Origin of the sequence: Pseudomonas moorei, assembly GCF_008801475.1 — a bacterium.
In the GTDB taxonomy this organism is placed as follows: Bacteria; Pseudomonadota; Gammaproteobacteria; order Pseudomonadales; family Pseudomonadaceae; genus Aquipseudomonas; species Aquipseudomonas moorei.
In genome coordinates, this window is record NZ_VZPP01000011.1 from 27,410 (window position 1) to 43,112 (window position 15,703).

At 59.6% G+C, this 15,703-nt stretch carries 15 protein-coding genes; 10 read left to right on the forward strand and 5 right to left on the reverse strand.

Features of this window, described 5'->3' with window-relative positions:
* Positions 1 to 76: 76 nt before the first annotated feature.
* From panD to F7R06_RS21105, 6 genes are all read left to right on the forward strand, one after another.
* Entirely contained in the window at positions 77 to 457 is a 381-nt protein-coding gene (gene panD / locus F7R06_RS21080; RefSeq protein WP_008153310.1) for an aspartate 1-decarboxylase, read from the forward strand.
* 244 nt (positions 458 to 701) lie between these two features.
* Positions 702 to 2,366 carry a glucose-6-phosphate isomerase gene (gene pgi, locus F7R06_RS21085; RefSeq protein ID WP_090325211.1) on the forward strand — a complete coding sequence of 555 codons (1,665 nt, stop codon included), beginning with the start codon at positions 702 to 704 and terminating at the stop codon, positions 2,364 to 2,366.
* 208 nt (positions 2,367 to 2,574) lie between these two features.
* On the forward strand, positions 2,575 to 4,512 hold the full coding sequence (gene acs, locus F7R06_RS21090; protein WP_090325214.1) for an acetate--CoA ligase: 1,938 nt from the start codon (positions 2,575 to 2,577) through the stop codon (positions 4,510 to 4,512).
* Positions 4,513 to 4,566: 54 nt separating this feature from the next.
* The gene (locus F7R06_RS21095; RefSeq protein WP_090325217.1) at positions 4,567 to 5,439 is read left to right on the forward strand and encodes an oxygenase MpaB family protein; all 873 of its coding nucleotides are present in this window, start codon (positions 4,567 to 4,569) and stop codon (positions 5,437 to 5,439) included.
* Between the two features lie 82 nt (positions 5,440 to 5,521).
* A complete protein-coding gene (locus tag F7R06_RS21100) occupies positions 5,522 to 6,538 on the forward strand; it encodes a class I SAM-dependent rRNA methyltransferase (RefSeq protein WP_090325220.1) in 1,017 nt (338 codons plus the stop codon).
* A 93-nt stretch (positions 6,539 to 6,631) separates the two neighbouring features.
* A complete protein-coding gene (locus F7R06_RS21105; protein ID WP_090325223.1) occupies positions 6,632 to 9,586 on the forward strand; it encodes a DUF748 domain-containing protein in 2,955 nt (984 codons plus the stop codon).
* 189 nt (positions 9,587 to 9,775) lie between these two features.
* On the opposite strand, the gene F7R06_RS21110 is transcribed toward F7R06_RS21105, so the two are convergent.
* Complete coding sequence (locus F7R06_RS21110; protein ID WP_090325225.1) at positions 9,776 to 10,129, reverse strand: BON domain-containing protein; 354 nt, start codon at positions 10,127 to 10,129, stop codon at positions 9,776 to 9,778.
* Between the two features lie 309 nt (positions 10,130 to 10,438).
* Positions 10,439 to 10,858 (reverse strand): pilin, encoded by a 420-nt coding sequence (locus tag F7R06_RS21115; protein WP_090325226.1) that lies wholly within the window; start codon positions 10,856 to 10,858, stop codon positions 10,439 to 10,441.
* Between the two features lie 419 nt (positions 10,859 to 11,277).
* On the opposite strand from F7R06_RS21115, the gene F7R06_RS21120 reads away from it, so the two are divergent.
* From F7R06_RS21120 to yacG, 4 genes are read left to right on the forward strand one after another with little or no spacing between them, the layout of a single operon-like run.
* Positions 11,278 to 12,495, forward strand: coding sequence for a type II secretion system F family protein (locus F7R06_RS21120; protein ID WP_090325227.1), 1,218 nt, complete (start codon positions 11,278 to 11,280; stop codon positions 12,493 to 12,495).
* A gap of 1 nt (position 12,496) precedes the next feature.
* The gene (locus tag F7R06_RS21125; RefSeq protein WP_090325228.1) at positions 12,497 to 13,369 is read left to right on the forward strand and encodes a prepilin peptidase; all 873 of its coding nucleotides are present in this window, start codon (positions 12,497 to 12,499) and stop codon (positions 13,367 to 13,369) included.
* On the forward strand, positions 13,366 to 13,989 hold the full coding sequence (coaE, locus tag F7R06_RS21130; RefSeq protein ID WP_090325229.1) for a dephospho-CoA kinase: 624 nt from the start codon (positions 13,366 to 13,368) through the stop codon (positions 13,987 to 13,989). The genes F7R06_RS21125 and coaE overlap by 4 nt, the downstream gene beginning before the upstream one ends.
* On the forward strand, positions 13,986 to 14,186 hold the full coding sequence (gene yacG / locus F7R06_RS21135; RefSeq protein ID WP_060543361.1) for a DNA gyrase inhibitor YacG: 201 nt from the start codon (positions 13,986 to 13,988) through the stop codon (positions 14,184 to 14,186). Before coaE ends, yacG begins: the two co-directional genes overlap by 4 nt.
* Before the next feature lie 9 nt (positions 14,187 to 14,195).
* Here yacG and F7R06_RS21140 read toward each other — a convergent pair whose 3' ends face one another.
* The 3 genes from F7R06_RS21140 to F7R06_RS21150 form a co-directional block, all read right to left on the reverse strand.
* The gene (locus tag F7R06_RS21140) at positions 14,196 to 14,411 is read right to left on the reverse strand and encodes a hypothetical protein (RefSeq protein WP_047533370.1); all 216 of its coding nucleotides are present in this window, start codon (positions 14,409 to 14,411) and stop codon (positions 14,196 to 14,198) included.
* A gap of 63 nt (positions 14,412 to 14,474) precedes the next feature.
* The gene (locus tag F7R06_RS21145) at positions 14,475 to 15,164 is read right to left on the reverse strand and encodes an energy-coupling factor ABC transporter permease (protein WP_090325231.1); all 690 of its coding nucleotides are present in this window, start codon (positions 15,162 to 15,164) and stop codon (positions 14,475 to 14,477) included.
* Complete coding sequence (locus F7R06_RS21150) at positions 15,161 to 15,628, reverse strand: FAD/FMN-containing dehydrogenase (RefSeq protein WP_090325233.1); 468 nt, start codon at positions 15,626 to 15,628, stop codon at positions 15,161 to 15,163. Before F7R06_RS21150 ends, F7R06_RS21145 begins: the two co-directional genes overlap by 4 nt.
* Positions 15,629 to 15,703: the final 75 nt, after the last annotated feature.

A 15,703-nucleotide genomic window follows, 5' to 3' on the forward strand; every position in this document is an offset into this window, starting at 1 on the left:
ACTTTGCTCACCGTATTGCCGCCCCCAACGCCATCAGGCAAACTGCCCGCCGTTCGATCCGACCCGGGAAACACTCATGCACGCCATCATGCTCAAAGCCAAGCTGCATCGCGCCGAAGTCACCCACGCAGTACTCGACTACGAAGGCTCTTGCGCCATCGATGGTGAATGGCTGGACCTGTCCGGCATTCGTGAGTACGAACAGATCCAGATTTACAACATCGACAACGGCGAGCGCTTCACTACCTACGCCATTCGTGGCGAAGAAGGGTCGCGCATGATCTCGGTCAACGGTGCCGCCGCGCACAAGGCCAAGGTCGGCGATCGTGTGATCATCTGCGCTTACGCCCACTACAGCGAAGCCGAATTGCTCAACTTCAAACCGCGCATGCTTTACATGGCGCCGGGCAATGAACTGAGCCACACCAGCAATGCCATTCCGGTTCAGGTCGCCTGACCACCCGCTATTCTCCGCACTGAAAAACCCGCCTGTTGCCCTGGCCTGCCGTATCGGTATAAAAAAGTACCGGTCGCAGGTCAGACAAAGCCAAGACAGAGCACCCCCGCGAGGTTTACTGTTACCGGCCTGCGCTATTCAATCGTGCCTACGCAGGCTGACCGGACTCGCCCAAGTGTGGCCGGGACATTCCGGGACTTTCAGTGTCATAAAGGCAGTTCAAGTAAAAAGGAAACCAGCAGCGATGGCGTATTACCGCACCCCTCATGACGTTACCGCTCTGCCCGCCTGGCAAGCGTTGAATGACCACCGCCAGGCCATGCAGGATTTCAGCATGCGCGAGGCCTTCAATGCCGACCCGCAGCGCTTTACTCAATTCACCCTCAGCAGCTGCGGCCTGTTTCTCGATTACTCGAAAAACCTGATCAATGCCGAGACCCGCAATCTGCTGGTGGGTCTGGCCAACGAAGTCGACCTCAAGGGCGCGATCAAGTCGCTGTTCGACGGCGAAATCGTCAACGCCTCCGAAGGCCGCCCTGCCCTGCACACCGCCCTGCGCCGCCCGGTGGGCGACAAGCTGTCGGTCAATGGCGTCAACGTGATGCCGGAAGTGCACAAGGTGCTGAACCAGATCACTGACCTCGTCGGCCGTATCCACGACGGCCTGTGGCGCGGTTACACCGAGAAGCCAATCACCGACGTGGTAAACATCGGTATCGGTGGCTCGTTCCTCGGCCCCGAACTGGTGTCCGAGGCACTGCTGGCCTACGCCCAGAAAGGCGTGCGCTGCCACTACCTGGCGAACATCGACGGCAGTGAGTTCCACGAACTGGCCATGAAGTTGCGCGCCGAGACCACGCTGTTCATCGTCTCGTCGAAATCCTTCAACACCCTCGAAACCCTGAAAAACGCCCAGGCCGCCCGCGCCTGGTACCTGGCTCAGGGTGGCTCGGAAGCCGAGCTGCATCGTCACTTCATCGCGGTGTCGAGCAACAACGCCGCCGCCGTGGCGTTCGGTATCCGCGAAGAGAACATCTTCCCGATGTGGGACTGGGTTGGCGGACGTTACTCGCTGTGGTCGGCCATTGGTCTGCCGATCGCACTGGCCATCGGTATGTCGAACTTCAAGGAGCTGCTGTCCGGTGCCTACACCATGGACCAGCACTTCCTGACCGCGCCGTTCGAACAGAACATGCCAGTGCTGCTGGCCTTGCTCGGCGTGTGGTATGGCAATTTCTGGGGTGCCCAGAGCCACGCGATCCTGCCGTACGACCATTACCTGCGCAACATCACCAAGCACTTGCAACAGCTGGACATGGAATCCAACGGCAAGAGCGTGCGTCAGGACGGTACCGCCGTTTCGACCGATACCGGGCCGGTGATCTGGGGCGGCGTGGGTTGCAACGGTCAGCACGCTTACCACCAGTTGCTGCACCAGGGCACCCAATTGATTCCGGCCGACTTCATCGTGCCGATCGTCAGTTTCAACCCGGTGGCCGACCACCACCAGTGGCTGTACGCCAACTGCCTGTCGCAAAGCCAGGCGCTGATGCTCGGCAAAACCCTCGCCGAGGCGCAAGCCGAGCTGCGTGACAAGGGCATGAGCGAAACCGAAGTGCAAAGACTCGCGCCCCACAAAGTGATCCCGGGCAACCGTCCGAGCAACACCCTGGTGGTCGAGCGCATCAGCCCGCGCCGCCTCGGTGCACTGGTGGCGATGTACGAGCACAAGGTCTTCGTACAAAGCGTGATCTGGGGCATCAACGCCTTCGACCAGTGGGGCGTGGAGCTGGGCAAGGAGTTGGGCAAAGGCGTCTACAACCGTCTGGTTGGCAGCGAAGAGTCTCCGGCTGACGACGCGTCCACCCAAGGCTTGATCAACTACTTCCGTGGTCGTCACCGCGGTTGATTTGATGGAGGGGGGCAACAATGCCCCCCCATTCCCTGTGGGAGCTGGCTTGCCAGCGAAGAGGGTGAGTCAGTCAAATAAATGCTGACTGTCACACCGCTTTCGCTGGCAAGCCAGCTCCTGCGAGGGTCGCACAGCTCTCCTCTTGAACCCTTTGGTCTCTCGGCGCATCTTTATCTTTGTCGCAAAACAAGAATAAGGAACCGTCATGTTCGATATCAGCACGTTTCCCAAAGCCGATGCCGTCCGCCGGGCTGCACAGTTGAGTCAGGACGACTACCATCGCCTGTACCGCGAATCCATAGAACACCCCAGCACTTTCTGGGCCGAACAGGCCAACCGTTTTCTCGACTGGAGCGCACCGTGGCAGACCGTCCAGCGCTATGACTTGAAAACCGGCGAGGCCAGCTGGTTTGCCGGCGGCCAGTTGAACGTCAGCTACAACTGCATCGACCGTCATCTGGAAAAGCGTGGTGATCAAACCGCGATCATCTGGGAAGGCGACGATCCCGCCGAATCCACACAGATCACCTACAAAAAACTGCATCACAACGTCTGTCGCCTGGCCAACGTGCTCAAAAGCCGTGGCGTGAAAAAAGGCGACCGGGTGTGCATCTACATGCCGATGATTCCCGAAGCGGCGTTCGCCATGCTTGCCTGCACGCGAATCGGTGCCGTGCACTCCGTGGTGTTCGGCGGTTTCTCCCCCGATTCGTTGCGCGACCGGATACTCGACGCCGATTGCCGCACCGTGATCACCGCCGATGAGGGCGTGCGCGGCGGCAAGTTAGTGCCACTCAAACAGAATGTCGACAAAGCGCTGCAAAGTTGCCCTGACGTCAGCACAGTGGTCGTCGTCGAGCGCACACAGAATCAGGTGAACTGGGTCGAAGGCCGGGATATCTGGTATCACCAGGCGTTGCGCGATGTTACCGACGACTGTCCACCCGAACCGATGGACGCCGAAGATCCACTGTTCATCCTCTACACCTCCGGCAGCACTGGCAAACCCAAGGGGGTGTTGCACACCACCGGTGGCTACCTGCTGCAAGCGGCAATGACCTTCAAATACGTGCTGGACTACCGCGATGGTGAGGTCTTCTGGTGCACCGCCGATGTCGGCTGGGTGACCGGTCACAGCTATATCGTCTACGGCCCGCTGGCCAACGGCGCGACCACGCTGATCTTCGAAGGCGTGCCGAGCTACCCGAGCACTTCGCGCTTCTGGCAAGTGATCGATAAACACAAAGTCAACATCTTCTACACCGCCCCCACGGCCCTGCGCGCCTTGATGCGTGAAGGTCCAGAACCGCTGAAGGAAACCTCCCGCGCCAGCGTCAGACTGCTCGGCACCGTGGGTGAGCCCATCAACCCGGAAGCCTGGGAATGGTACTTCCATGTGGTCGGCGAAGAGCGTTGCCCGATCGTCGACACCTGGTGGCAGACCGAAACCGGCGGCATCATGCTCAGCCCGCTGGTCAGCGCGCAACGAATCAAACCCGGCTGCGCCACCCAGCCGATGTTCGGCGTGCAACCGGTGCTGCTCGACGAGCATGGCAAGGAAATCAAAGGTGCCGGCAGCGGCGTGCTGGCCATAAAGTCGAGCTGGCCGGCACAGATCCGCAGCGTTTACCGCGACCCGCAACGAATGGTCGACACCTACTTCAAACCCTATCCCGGCTACTACTTCACCGGCGACGGCGCACGTCGCGACGAGGATGGCGACTACTGGATCACCGGGCGTATCGACGATGTGATCAACGTTTCCGGGCACCGCATCGGCACCGCCGAGGTGGAAAGCGCCCTGGTGCTGCACGACAGCATTGCCGAAGCCGCCGTGGTCGGTTATCCCCATGACGTCAAGGGCCAGGGCATCTACGCCTTCGTCACCCCCATGAACGGCACCGACCCCAGCGATGAACTGAAAAAGGAACTGCTGGCCCACGTCAGCAAGGAAATCGGCAGTTTCGCCAAACCGGATCTGATCCAGTGGGCGCCCGCCTTGCCGAAAACCCGTTCGGGCAAGATCATGCGGCGTATCCTGCGCAAAATCGCCTGTAACGAACTGGACAGCCTGGGGGATACCTCGACCCTGGCCGACCCAAGCGTGGTGCAAGGCTTGATCGACAAGCGCCTGAACCAATAACGTGCCTTTGCAGGAGCGAGCTTGCTCGCTCCTGCAGAAACTTACTGAGCCCCCATGGAATTCATTCGCAGCCGTATCGAAAGCCAAATCATGAGCCTGAGCGGCCTGTCCCTGGGCAAGCTCGACCTGGAAAACCCCAAAGGCGATCCCGGCCTGTTCGGGCCTGACTCGGTGAGTTGGCAAGTGCATGGCGACTTCAGCAGCATGTTGATCGGCGGTATCAGCGCCCTGATGCTACAAGCCCTGCACCCGCTGGCCCTGGCCGGTGTCTGGGACCATTCGAATTTTCGCGAGGACATGCTCGGCCGCCTGCGCCGCACCGGACAGTTCATTTCCGGCACCACCTTCGGTTCGCGACAGGACGCCGACTGGCTGATCGAGAAAGTCCGCACCATTCATCTGCAAGTGACCGGCACGGCGCCCGATGGTCGTCCCTATGCCGCCAGCGACCCCGACCTGCTGACCTGGGTGCATGTGGCCGAGGTCAGCAACTTCCTGGCCGCGCACCTGCGCTATCGCAACCCGCATCTGTCCCTGGTCGATCAGGATCGCTATTACGCAGAAATCGCATTGGTCGCCGAACGCCTGGGGGCTCGTGATGTGCCGTGTTCCCGACGGGAAGTTGCCGAATACCTTGAACGCATCCGCCCGCAATTGCTCTGCGACGAACGCAGTCGCGAAGTGTTGCGGTTACTGTTGAACGCCCCGTCTCCCAGCCGTCTGGCCAAGCCTTTCGGCGGGATGATGATGCAGGCCGGGATCGACCTGCTGCCGGACTGGGCCAGTGACATGCTCGGCGTCAGCCAGAGCCCGTTGCAACGCAAACTGATCCGCGCCAGCGTCAACCGCAGTGCGCCGATGCTGCGCTGGGCGGTGCGTAATGGCTCGGTGCAGCGCGCCAAACGGCGCATGGGGCTGTTGACCTGATGCTCAGAGCTGCAAGCTTGAAGCTTGAAGCTCAGTAACTGTTAAACTCCCGCGCCCAATTCCCTCCTGCAAGGCGCCCAGCATGTCTTCCTTGAATCAGGCGCTGCGCGCCGCCCTTGAATATCGCCAGGACTTGCTGGCCGAACTGCACCAGCAAGGCACCGACTGCTATCGCCTGTTCCATGGCAGCCAGGAAGGCGCCGGGGGCCTGACGATTGACCGCTACGGCCCGCAACTATTGGTGCAAAGCTTCCACCAGTCGCTGGAACGCGAAGCGCTGCTGCAACTGCATGAAATCGTCAACCAACATATGGGCCTCGACCTGCTGCTGGTCTACAACGACCGCTCCCGTGGCAACTCGCGTATCGATCGCGAGGACACCGTCTACCGCGCCGACGAAGCGGCTCTGCAAGATCTGGTCGGCCACGAATGGGGGCTCAATTACCGGGTCCGCGGACGCCACGCCGGGCAAGACCCTTTGCTGTTCCTCGACCTGCGCAACACGCGCGGCTGGGTCAAGGACCACAGCAAAAACAAAAGTGTGTTGAACCTGTTCGCCTACACCTGTGGGGTCGGCCTCAGTGCAGCGGCCGGTGGCGCCAGCGAGGTGTGCAACCTGGACTTCGCCGAAGGCAATCTGGCCGTCGGTCGTGAAAATGGCCTGCTCAACCCGCAATTGCCGACCATGACGTTCATTCAGTCCGATTATTTCCCCGCCATCCGCCAATTGGCCGGCCTGCCGATCAGCCAGCGACGCGGGCAGAAACTGCCGAGCTATCAGCGCCTGGAACAGCGCCAGTACGATCTGGTCCTGCTTGATCCGCCCGCCTGGGCCAAGAGTGCTTTCGGCACCGTCGACCTGCTGCGCGACTATCAAAGCCTGCTGAAGCCGGCATTGCTAACCACTGCCGACAATGGCGTGCTGATCTGCTGCAACAACCTGGCCAAGGTCAGCATGGACGACTGGCGCGAACAAGTCCTGCGCTGCGCCGAGAAGGCCGGGCGGCCGGTACGTGAGTGGACGGTGATGAAACCCGGTGCTGATTTCCCGTCCATGGATCAACAACCGCCGCTGAAAACCCTGATCCTGCAGCTTTGATCCGTGTCAGACAAATCTGAAAGATGCTGAACGGGCTGTTTGCTTCGGAACCGCAAACGCGTGCCATACTCCAAGGCACTCCGATCCAGACAGATGAAGCCACACATGTACAAAGGATTGATTCGCGCCGTCGGCGCCTTGTTGACTGCTCTGGCCCTCTACAGTCTGTTGGGCTTTCTGATTTTACCGGGCATCGCCCTGCGTGTTGCCAACCAACAACTGGCCAACTACACCACGATGCCCGCCACCCTTCAGCGGATCGAAATCAACCCGTTCAGCCTCGAAGTGACCCTTTGGGGCTTGAGTATCGGCGAGCCCGGCAAGGAGCAGGTCGGCTTCGAACGCCTGTACGCCAACCTGCAGCTCGATAGCCTCTGGACCAGGACGCTGCATCTGTCCGATATCGAACTGGAAAAATCCAAGACCGAGATCCTCTTCGGCAAGGACGGCAAACTCAACCTGCTCGGCTTGTTCAAACTGCCACAGAGCGAACCGACGCCTGCCGATCCCAATGCCAAACCGTTCCCGTTGCGCATAGACCGGATCAATCTGGCCGGCGGTGTCGTGCACTTCAAGGATGAGCGCCCCAGCGAGCCCATCGAATTTCTCTACGACAAACTCGATTTCGAGCTTAAACACCTCAGTACCCGCCCCGAAGACAGTGCCGACATGACATTGGTCGCCATCGGCCCGGGCGGCGGGCAGGTCGACTGGACGGGTAACTTCAGCCTGATCCCGATTGCCTCCGAAGGTAAGTTGAAAATCACTGACGGCAAGATGAAGTCCTTCTGGCCCTACGTGCGCGACGCGGTGCCCCTGGACCTCGAAAGCGGGGTGGTCAATCTCAGCACCGACTACAAACTCAACCTGTCAAAGCAGAGCGAATTACTGCTGAGCAATGTCGCGGTCAGTGTTGCACCTTTCGCCATCAAGGCCCCGGATGGCCGGCCGCTGGTGAAGCTTGAGCGGCTGGACGTCAGCGATACCACCCTGGACCTGGCCAAGCAGCAGGTGGTGGTCGGCAAAATCCGCAGCCACAAGCTGGAAACCTGGGCGGCCCTCGAGGCGGATGGTCAACTCGATTGGCAGAAGCTGTTCGCCAGCCAGCCGTCCAAACCGGCCGCCAAGGCCAACGCCGAACCGGCCAGCACGCCGGCAGCAGCCGATTCACCCAAGCCGGCCCCTGCTCCACCGAGCAAACCGTGGCAGGTCCTGCTCAACGACGTGCAACTGCGCGACTATCAGGTGCATCTGGCCGACCGCAAGGCACAACCGGCCGTCGCGCTGGAATTGGGACCACTGAACCTCGACCTGCAGAAGTTCGACAGTCTCAACGGCTCGCCTTTTACCCTCAAGCTCGACACTGGCGTGGGCAAGCAAGGCAAGCTTCTGGCAGACGGTGAGGTCAATCTGGCCCCGATCAGCGCCAGACTCAACGTCCAGACCAAGGACATCGACCTGCGAGTCGCCCAGTCCTACATCACTCCTTTCATACGCCTGGAACTGCGCAGCGGCATGCTTGGCAGCGATCTGGCGGTCAATCTGAAAAGCACTGAACCCTTGGCGTTCAGCGTTACCGGGCGCGCCCAGGTCGATCAGCTGCATACGCTCGACACCCTGAAAACCCGCGACTTTCTCAAATGGCAGCAGGTCATGGTCGAAGGCCTGAACTATCAACACGGTGACAGCCTGTCGATCGACAAGATCAACCTGATGCAGCCTTATGTACGCTTCATGATCAACGATGACCGCACCACCAACATCGATGACTTGTTGATTCCGCAGCCGGCTGATTCCGGTGCCAGGCCTGCCGCCGCCAAACCCGCCGCCAGCAAGGACAAGCCACTGGGCATCCATATCGGCGGGATTGCCATCAATGACGGCTCGGCCAATTTCGCCGACTTCAGCCTGACGCCGAACTTTGCAACCGCCATCCAACAACTCAACGGGCAAATCGGCACCATCGACAGCCGCCAGGCCAAGCCCGCCAGTGTCGACGTCAAGGGCAAGGTCGACCGCTATGCACCGGTGACCATCAAGGGCGCGGTCAATCCGTTCGACCCGATGGCGAGCCTCGACATCGCCACCAGCTTCAAACGCGTGGAACTGACCACGCTGACGCCCTACTCCGGCAAGTTCGCCGGTTACCGTATCCGCAAGGGCCGACTCAATCTTGATCTGCACTACCTGATCACCAAAGGCCAGCTCAAGGCCGAAAACAAAGTGGTGGTTGAACAACTGCAACTGGGCGAAAAGGTCGACAGCCCCGACGCCGTGAGCCTGCCGCTGAAACTGGCGATTGCCTTGCTCAAGGACGTCGATGGCAAGATTTCCATCGAGCTGCCGGTCACCGGCGACCTCAATAACCCGCAGTTCAGCATCATGCCGATCGTCTGGCAGACCCTGCGCAACCTGATCGTGAAGGCCGCGGCGGCGCCATTCAAACTGATTGGCGGACTGGTCAGCGGCGGTGGCTCGGAGGACCTGGGCAGTGTGTCTTTTGCCCCTGGTTCCAGCGACCTGAGCAAGGACGCTGAAGCGGCGTTGGTCAAACTGTCCAACGCGCTCAAGGAACGTCCTGCCCTGCGTCTGGAAATTGAAGGCACGGCGGCGCAAAGCAGCGACGGCCCGTTGATCGCCGAACAGCGACTGGAACGGGAATACCAGTACAACTACTACAAAATGCTCCAGCGCCGCGGTGACAAAGTGCCAGCCCAGGCTTCAATGCTGGTAGTGCCGGACAACGAGAAAGGCGCGCTGCTGGAAGGGATTTATCGCACCCGCCTGAAAACTCAGCCACCCGCCGAATGGAAGGACTTGGGCAAAGAGGAACGCACGGCGAAAATGCGCGCTGACGTGATCAAATTCTGGAGTACCAGCGACGTGCTGTTGCGCCAGTTGGGGCAGGATCGCGCCAGCAGCATCAAGGATTATCTGGTCGACAAGGGCCAACTCGCCGATGACCGCGTGTACTTTATCGATGCCCAACTGGGCGAAGCGGAAAAGGACGGCAAGGTCGTTACGCCCCTGCATCTGGACGCCGAGTGAAGGAAAATTAACGCGAGAACTGATCTCCAGTTAATGTGCAGCGCCACAATAGAACAGGCCCCGACACGAATGCCGGGGCCTGTAATGGCCACATCCTTATGGCCGTTCGCATGAACTCCTCAGATGCGACAGGCGTATCACTCGGCCCGCCTGCCGCGCCTTCTCCCAGTCCAGGCGAGAAGTCGTGCCTTATTCGGCTTTGAGGCCGTCAGCGGAGACCGCTTTGACGCCTTTGATTTTCTTGGTGATCGCCACGGCAGTGGCTTTCTGAGCGTCAGTCACCGCAACGGTGGATGACAGGGACACGACGCCTTTGTTGGTTTCAACCTTGATGTCGGTGCCAGGAATGCCTTTTTCGGTGAGCAGGTCACTTTTGACTTTGGTTGTGATCCAGGTATCGGAAGTAGCTTCCTCGGCTTTAGTCATTTCACCGGCCGCCAGTGTCATGGGTGCCTGGGTGGCTTGAGTCTGTGCAAATGCAGCATTGGCCATGGTCAGGGTCAGCGCGGTTACAGTAGCGGCAGCGATAGCGAACTTCTTCATACGAGTAACTCCTGTTTTTCTGGAAAGTCTGCTGGATTTCTTTTCAGCAGGGTTACCAGAGATATTGCGAACGCTGTGCCAACTTTGAAATAAACAATAAATACATATAAATCAATAACTTATAAAAAACGTAAATTTCCGGAATCATGCAAAATGCATGACTTCGGAATTCCCTACATGCAAGTTGCGGGTTTTACCGCAGGCCTAAGGCCATGAATTAACGCGGGTTTTCCTGAAGACCTGGTTTGTAAAAAACAGGACAAAAAAATACCCCGCGAAAGGCGGGGGTACTGGCAATCAGGTCATGGATCAGACTTTCGGGGCAACGCCCGTACAGCCTTTGGGCGCGTAGTCCTGATCGACCGTGGTGGCGCACGTCCAACCCGTCAGGGTACGCGTCAGGGTAATGGTTTTGTTCAGCACCGGGCCGGGTGCATTCACGATTGTGCAGGCAATAGTGCCTGTGCCATCCGCCGCTTTACCGGACGCTGTCGTTGCGCAATTAGAGGTGGTCGGGGTGCCACCCACCGTCTTCAGATCCGGATCGTCGCCTTGATTGATGACATCTTCGAACGGCACCTTCAAGGCCGAAATCTCCGCCAGCCCCGCCGTCACCTTGGCCCGCGCCTGGTATTTGGAATACGCAGGAATCGCGAACGTTGCCAGAATCCCGATGATTGCGACCACGATCAGTAGCTCGATCAGGGTAAAGCCTTTTTGTTGGTTCATTGACAGCCTCCATGCATGAGTCGAAATCTCATGATCTGAAGCTGTTACAGCACAGCCCATGCCAGGCACCGTGCCCCCTGTTGGCGGGGTGCACGACCGGCCCAACACCCTTTCCTACTCCCAGAATCCGCACTATCTGACAGTTTTTGTCACCCACCCTTGGTGGTCTGGTTCCACCGTTTGACTAGGCTCTAGATCGCGCCCCGGGTACTTCAATGCATGGCATCGCCTTCTACGATCTGGTCAGGCAATCGGCCCCAGCCGGCGGAAACTCCCCACGAGGCCCGGCTCAAGGAAGTTGTCCCGAGGAACGCATCGGCACATTCACGATCTATGAGCCAGTCGGGTGCGAACACTGCAACGATGGCTACAACGGGCGAATCGGGATTCATGAAGTGGCAAGTCACCAAGGACTGAACATGGCGGTCAAAGCAGCAAAAATCAGTGTGTATGCCTGGGAAGGCACCGATAGCAAAGGTGCCCGAATAACCGGCGAACTGAGCGGACAGAACCCGGCGCTGATCAAGGCGAAATTGCGCAAGCAAGGCATCAATCCCGGTAAGGTCCGCAAGAAAACCCCCTCGCTGCTCAGCCTGGGCAAACGCATCAAGGCCCAGGACATCGCCCTGTTCACCCGGCAAATGGCAACCATGATGAAAGCCGGGGTGCCGCTGCTGCAGTCGTTCGACATCATCGGCGAAGGCTTCGATAACCCGGCCATGCGCACGCTGGTGGACGAGGTGAAACAGGACGTCGCGGCGGGTAACAGCTTTGCCGCGGCCCTGCGCAAAAAGCCCCGGTATTTCGATGAGCTGTACTGCAATCTGGTGGACGCCGGCGAACAGGCCGGTGCGCTGGATACTCTGTTGGAACGGGTGGCGACTTATAAGGAAAAGAGCGAAAGCCTCAAGTCCAAGATCAAGAAAGCCATGACCTACCCGCTGATGGTGGTGTTCGTCGCGATCATCGTCACCGGGATTCTTCTGGTCAAAGTGGTCCCGCAATTCCAGTCGGTATTCCAGGGATTCGGAGCCGAGTTGCCCGCCTTCACCGTGATGGTCATTGGTTTGTCGCGGTTCATGCAGGACGGCTGGTGGATGATGCTCGGGGTCACGATCGTGGCGTTGTTCGCCATTCGTCATGCCTTGAGGACGTCCCAGGCTTTTCGCGACCGAATGGACACCGGGTTGTTGAAACTGCCGCTGGTGGGCACCTTGATGTACAAATCCGCCGTGGCCCGCTTCGCCCGTACGCTGTCGACCACGTTCGCCGCCGGCGTGCCGTTGGTTGAAGCGCTGGAGTCGGTGGCTGGCGCGACCGGCAATATCGTGTTCAAGCGCGCCGTGCAACGCATCAGGCAGGATGTCTCGACGGGCATGCAGCTGAATTTCGCCATGCGTACTTCCGGTATCTTTCCGAACATGGCCATCCAGATGACCGCCATAGGCGAGGAGTCCGGTACGCTGGACGGCATGCTCGACAAGGTCGCGGGTTTCTACGAGGACGACGTCGATCATATGGTCGATAACCTCACCAGCCTGATGGAACCGTTCATCATGGTGGTGCTGGGTGTTATCGTCGGTGGCCTGGTCGTCGCAATGTACCTGCCCATCTTCCAACTCGGCTCAGCGATCTGATATGCCCCTGAACGAAATTCTTGCCCACTACCCGCTAGCCTTTGTCGTCATCGCCGGGGGGATCGGCCTGCTCGTCGGCAGCTTTCTCAATGTGCTGATCTGGCGCCTGCCGAAAATGCTCGAGCGCGAGTGGCGCATGCAGGCCCATGACATTCTCGGGCTTCCATGCGAAACACCACTGCCGACCTACAACCTGCTGCTCCCCCACTCCCAGTGCCCGCACTGCGGTCACCGGATTCGGGCCTGGGAAAACATTCCGCTGCTCAGTTTCGTTCTGCTGCGCGGACGCTGTTCGGCCTGTGCGGCACCGATCAGCAAACGTTACCCGCTGACTGAGCTCGCCTGCAGCCTGGTGTCGGCATTCATCGCCTGGCACTTCGGCTTCGGCTGGGCAGCCTGCATGACTCTGCTGCTGACCTGGGGACTGCTGGCCATGAGCCTGATCGACGCGAGGCATCAACTGTTGCCGGACGTGCTGGTGCTGCCGCTGATGTGGCTGGGGCTGATCGTCAACAGTCTCGGCCTGTTCGTGCCGTTGCAGGATGCATTTTGGGGCGCGGTCGCCGGCTATATGGCGCTGTGGTCGGTGTTTTGGTTGTTCAAACTGATCACCGGCAAGGACGGCATGGGCTATGGCGATTTCAAATTGCTGGCGATGTTTGGCGCCTGGGGTGGCTGGCAGATATTGCCGCTCACTATCCTGCTTTCGTCCCTCGCAGGCGCCGTGATTGGCTTGATTTGCTTGCGCCTGCGCAAGGCAAAAACCTCGACACCGATCCCCTTCGGGCCCTATCTGGCCATTGCTGGCTGGATTGCCTTGCTCTGGGGTGTTCAAATAACCGACTTCTATTGGCAGTTTGTCGGTTTGAAATGAATACCCCTGTGGAAAAACCCTGGATTCTCGGCCTCACCGGCGGCATCGGCAGCGGAAAAAGCGCGGCGGCCCAACATTTCATCGACCTCGGCGTGCATGTGGTCGATGCCGATCATGCTGCTCGTTGGGTGGTCGAACCGGGGCGGCCGGCGCTGGCGAAGATCGCCGAACATTTCGGCCCGGGTGTGTTGCTGGCCGACGGACAACTGGACCGCGCCGCGCTGCGCAAACTGATCTTCGAAGTCCCGGAAGAACGCCGCTGGCTCGAAGCGTTACTGCATCCGCTGATCGCCGAGGAAATCGCTCATCATCTGGCGCAGGCAAAATCGCCTTACGCGATTCTGGTTTCGCCGCTGTTGATCGAGTCCGGGCAGCACGCCATGACTCAACGGGTATTGGTGATCGATGCCCCCGAACAACTACAGATCGAACGCACACTGCTGCGTGACCAGACTAGCGAGCAGCAGGTCCAGGCGATCCTCAAGGCCCAATCCAGCCGCCAGGATCGCTTAAGACATGCCAACGAGGTGGTGGTTAACGACCGCGACCTCGCCTGGCTGCACAGCGAGGTTGAACGCCTGCATCACTTTTACCTTACTTTGCGTGGAGGCCAGTCATGAGCCAAATCCCAACCGTCGAATGCCCGACTTGCGGCGCCCCTGTCGAATGGAGTCCCGAGAGCAAATTCCGCCCGTTCTGTTCAGACCGTTGCAAACTGATCGACCTGGGCGCCTGGGCGTCGGAAGAACACAAGATCCCCGTGGCCCCCGATGCCGAGGACGAGTTGTTCAGCGGCGATTTCGATCCGCGTCACTGATGTCCTTCGTCAGGGCCGCATGAAGCCGTAGTCCTGACCGTCGTCGAGGTTTTCCGCCAGGAAATGCAGCTCGTCGGCCAAATCCTCCGCACTGCGTACCGCCTTGCTCTGCTGCACCACGGCACTGAGCAAGGCGCGCAAGCTCAACCCGGGATCAAATCCCTCGGCTTGCGCCGAATCCAGACTCTGCCTCAACTCCTGCCTTGCCCACTCGTAAACACTCATGACGAAACTCCTGAAGGTTTTGCCGAGCATGGGATCGTCAGCGTTTTCAGGGTTTGATGTGAGTCAAGACTTCGGATCGTCGTCCTTCCACGGCGCCGAAAGGTAGCGTGTGCGGTTGAAGGTCTCCAGCCATTCCGGGCAGAACACCACCAATGCGCTGACCACCATGCCGTTGATAAAAGCCTCGGGAAAAATCAGCAGCCACAGGTACCCGACAAAATCCTCCAGCCAGTACGGCATCTCAAAGCGCTCGTCGAACCACAGCAGCCACAACGCCAACAGCAGGCACAGCAACGCCGACAGGGCCGCCGCAAAAAAACCGGACACGAAGATATACACAAAGGGATTTCGCGGCTGAGCACGCTCCACCAGGATCGCGCAGCACTCGGTCACCAGCACCGGCAACAGGATCAGCAACGCGCCATTGACCCCGACCGCCATCAGATCCTGTCGCCCGAGCGCCACCAGCCCCAACTGCGCCACCAGCCCGCCGACGATAGCCAGCGGCCAGTCCAGCAACAGCGTCACCGCCGTCATGCCGATGAAGTGATAGGACACGCCGGTATCGAAATCCCGCCGCACCAGCCACAACATGAACAGCGCGAACACCGTGCCGAACAGCAAGTGCTGACGACGGCTGTCGCTGAACAGCTCGACCCAGGGCGCACGCCAGATTGCCCAGAGCAACACCGGCACATAAATCAGCCAGCCGACTGTCAGACTTTGCGGTGACAGCAGCTCGGCGCCGATCATGGGCGAGACGCCTCCAATGCCTCACGCAACTGCGCAGCCGTGGCGTACTCGTGCTGCGCCACCAACTGCCCGTCCTTGAGCTGTAACCACAGCACTTTATCCACGGCACCGGGATACCTCGGAGCAACGCGGCCATCGCGGTCCAGCATCACCCGGTAGGAGTAATCGCGCATGGCCGGTACGGCGAACATTTTGGCGATCAGCCGTGGCATGCGCTGAATATCAGCGAGAAACACGGCATGGCGAGCCTCCAGATAGCCTTTGGGCTGGTCTTGCAACGCAGCGTTGACCAACTTGGCCCCCTCCATGCTGCGAGCCACCAGCAGCGTCTGAGTGCGATTATCGAGGGTAAAGGCCTGATCGAACTGATCAAGCAGCGTCCAGGGCGCCACATGCTCGCCGACCTCGAGCGCATTGGCCCAGAGGGGTAGAAGCCCGAGCAACAACACCGTCCAATATTTCACATTCAACCCCTTGGTCGATCGTACGAGTGGTGGCCATCAGTCTACACCGCCGTTTCCGGGTGCCCAGTCACGCTG

What these genes read in the sequence shown, in the direction of transcription:
- panD (WP_008153310.1), top strand. Translation starts at nt 77, where the DNA reads ATGCACGCCATCATGCTCAAAGCCAAGCTGCATCGCGCCGAAGTCACC.
- pgi (WP_090325211.1), top strand. Translation starts at nt 702, where the DNA reads ATGGCGTATTACCGCACCCCTCATGACGTTACCGCTCTGCCCGCCTGG.
- acs (WP_090325214.1), top strand. Translation starts at nt 2,575, where the DNA reads ATGTTCGATATCAGCACGTTTCCCAAAGCCGATGCCGTCCGCCGGGCT.
- F7R06_RS21095 (WP_090325217.1), top strand. Translation starts at nt 4,567, where the DNA reads ATGGAATTCATTCGCAGCCGTATCGAAAGCCAAATCATGAGCCTGAGC.
- F7R06_RS21100 (WP_090325220.1), top strand. Translation starts at nt 5,522, where the DNA reads ATGTCTTCCTTGAATCAGGCGCTGCGCGCCGCCCTTGAATATCGCCAG.
- F7R06_RS21105 (WP_090325223.1), top strand. Translation starts at nt 6,632, where the DNA reads ATGAAGCCACACATGTACAAAGGATTGATTCGCGCCGTCGGCGCCTTG.
- F7R06_RS21110 (WP_090325225.1), bottom strand. Translation starts at nt 10,129, where the DNA reads ATGAAGAAGTTCGCTATCGCTGCCGCTACTGTAACCGCGCTGACCCTG.
- F7R06_RS21115 (WP_090325226.1), bottom strand. Translation starts at nt 10,858, where the DNA reads ATGAACCAACAAAAAGGCTTTACCCTGATCGAGCTACTGATCGTGGTC.
- F7R06_RS21120 (WP_090325227.1), top strand. Translation starts at nt 11,278, where the DNA reads ATGGCGGTCAAAGCAGCAAAAATCAGTGTGTATGCCTGGGAAGGCACC.
- F7R06_RS21125 (WP_090325228.1), top strand. Translation starts at nt 12,497, where the DNA reads ATGCCCCTGAACGAAATTCTTGCCCACTACCCGCTAGCCTTTGTCGTC.
- coaE (WP_090325229.1), top strand. Translation starts at nt 13,366, where the DNA reads ATGAATACCCCTGTGGAAAAACCCTGGATTCTCGGCCTCACCGGCGGC.
- yacG (WP_060543361.1), top strand. Translation starts at nt 13,986, where the DNA reads ATGAGCCAAATCCCAACCGTCGAATGCCCGACTTGCGGCGCCCCTGTC.
- F7R06_RS21140 (WP_047533370.1), bottom strand. Translation starts at nt 14,411, where the DNA reads ATGAGTGTTTACGAGTGGGCAAGGCAGGAGTTGAGGCAGAGTCTGGAT.
- F7R06_RS21145 (WP_090325231.1), bottom strand. Translation starts at nt 15,164, where the DNA reads ATGATCGGCGCCGAGCTGCTGTCACCGCAAAGTCTGACAGTCGGCTGG.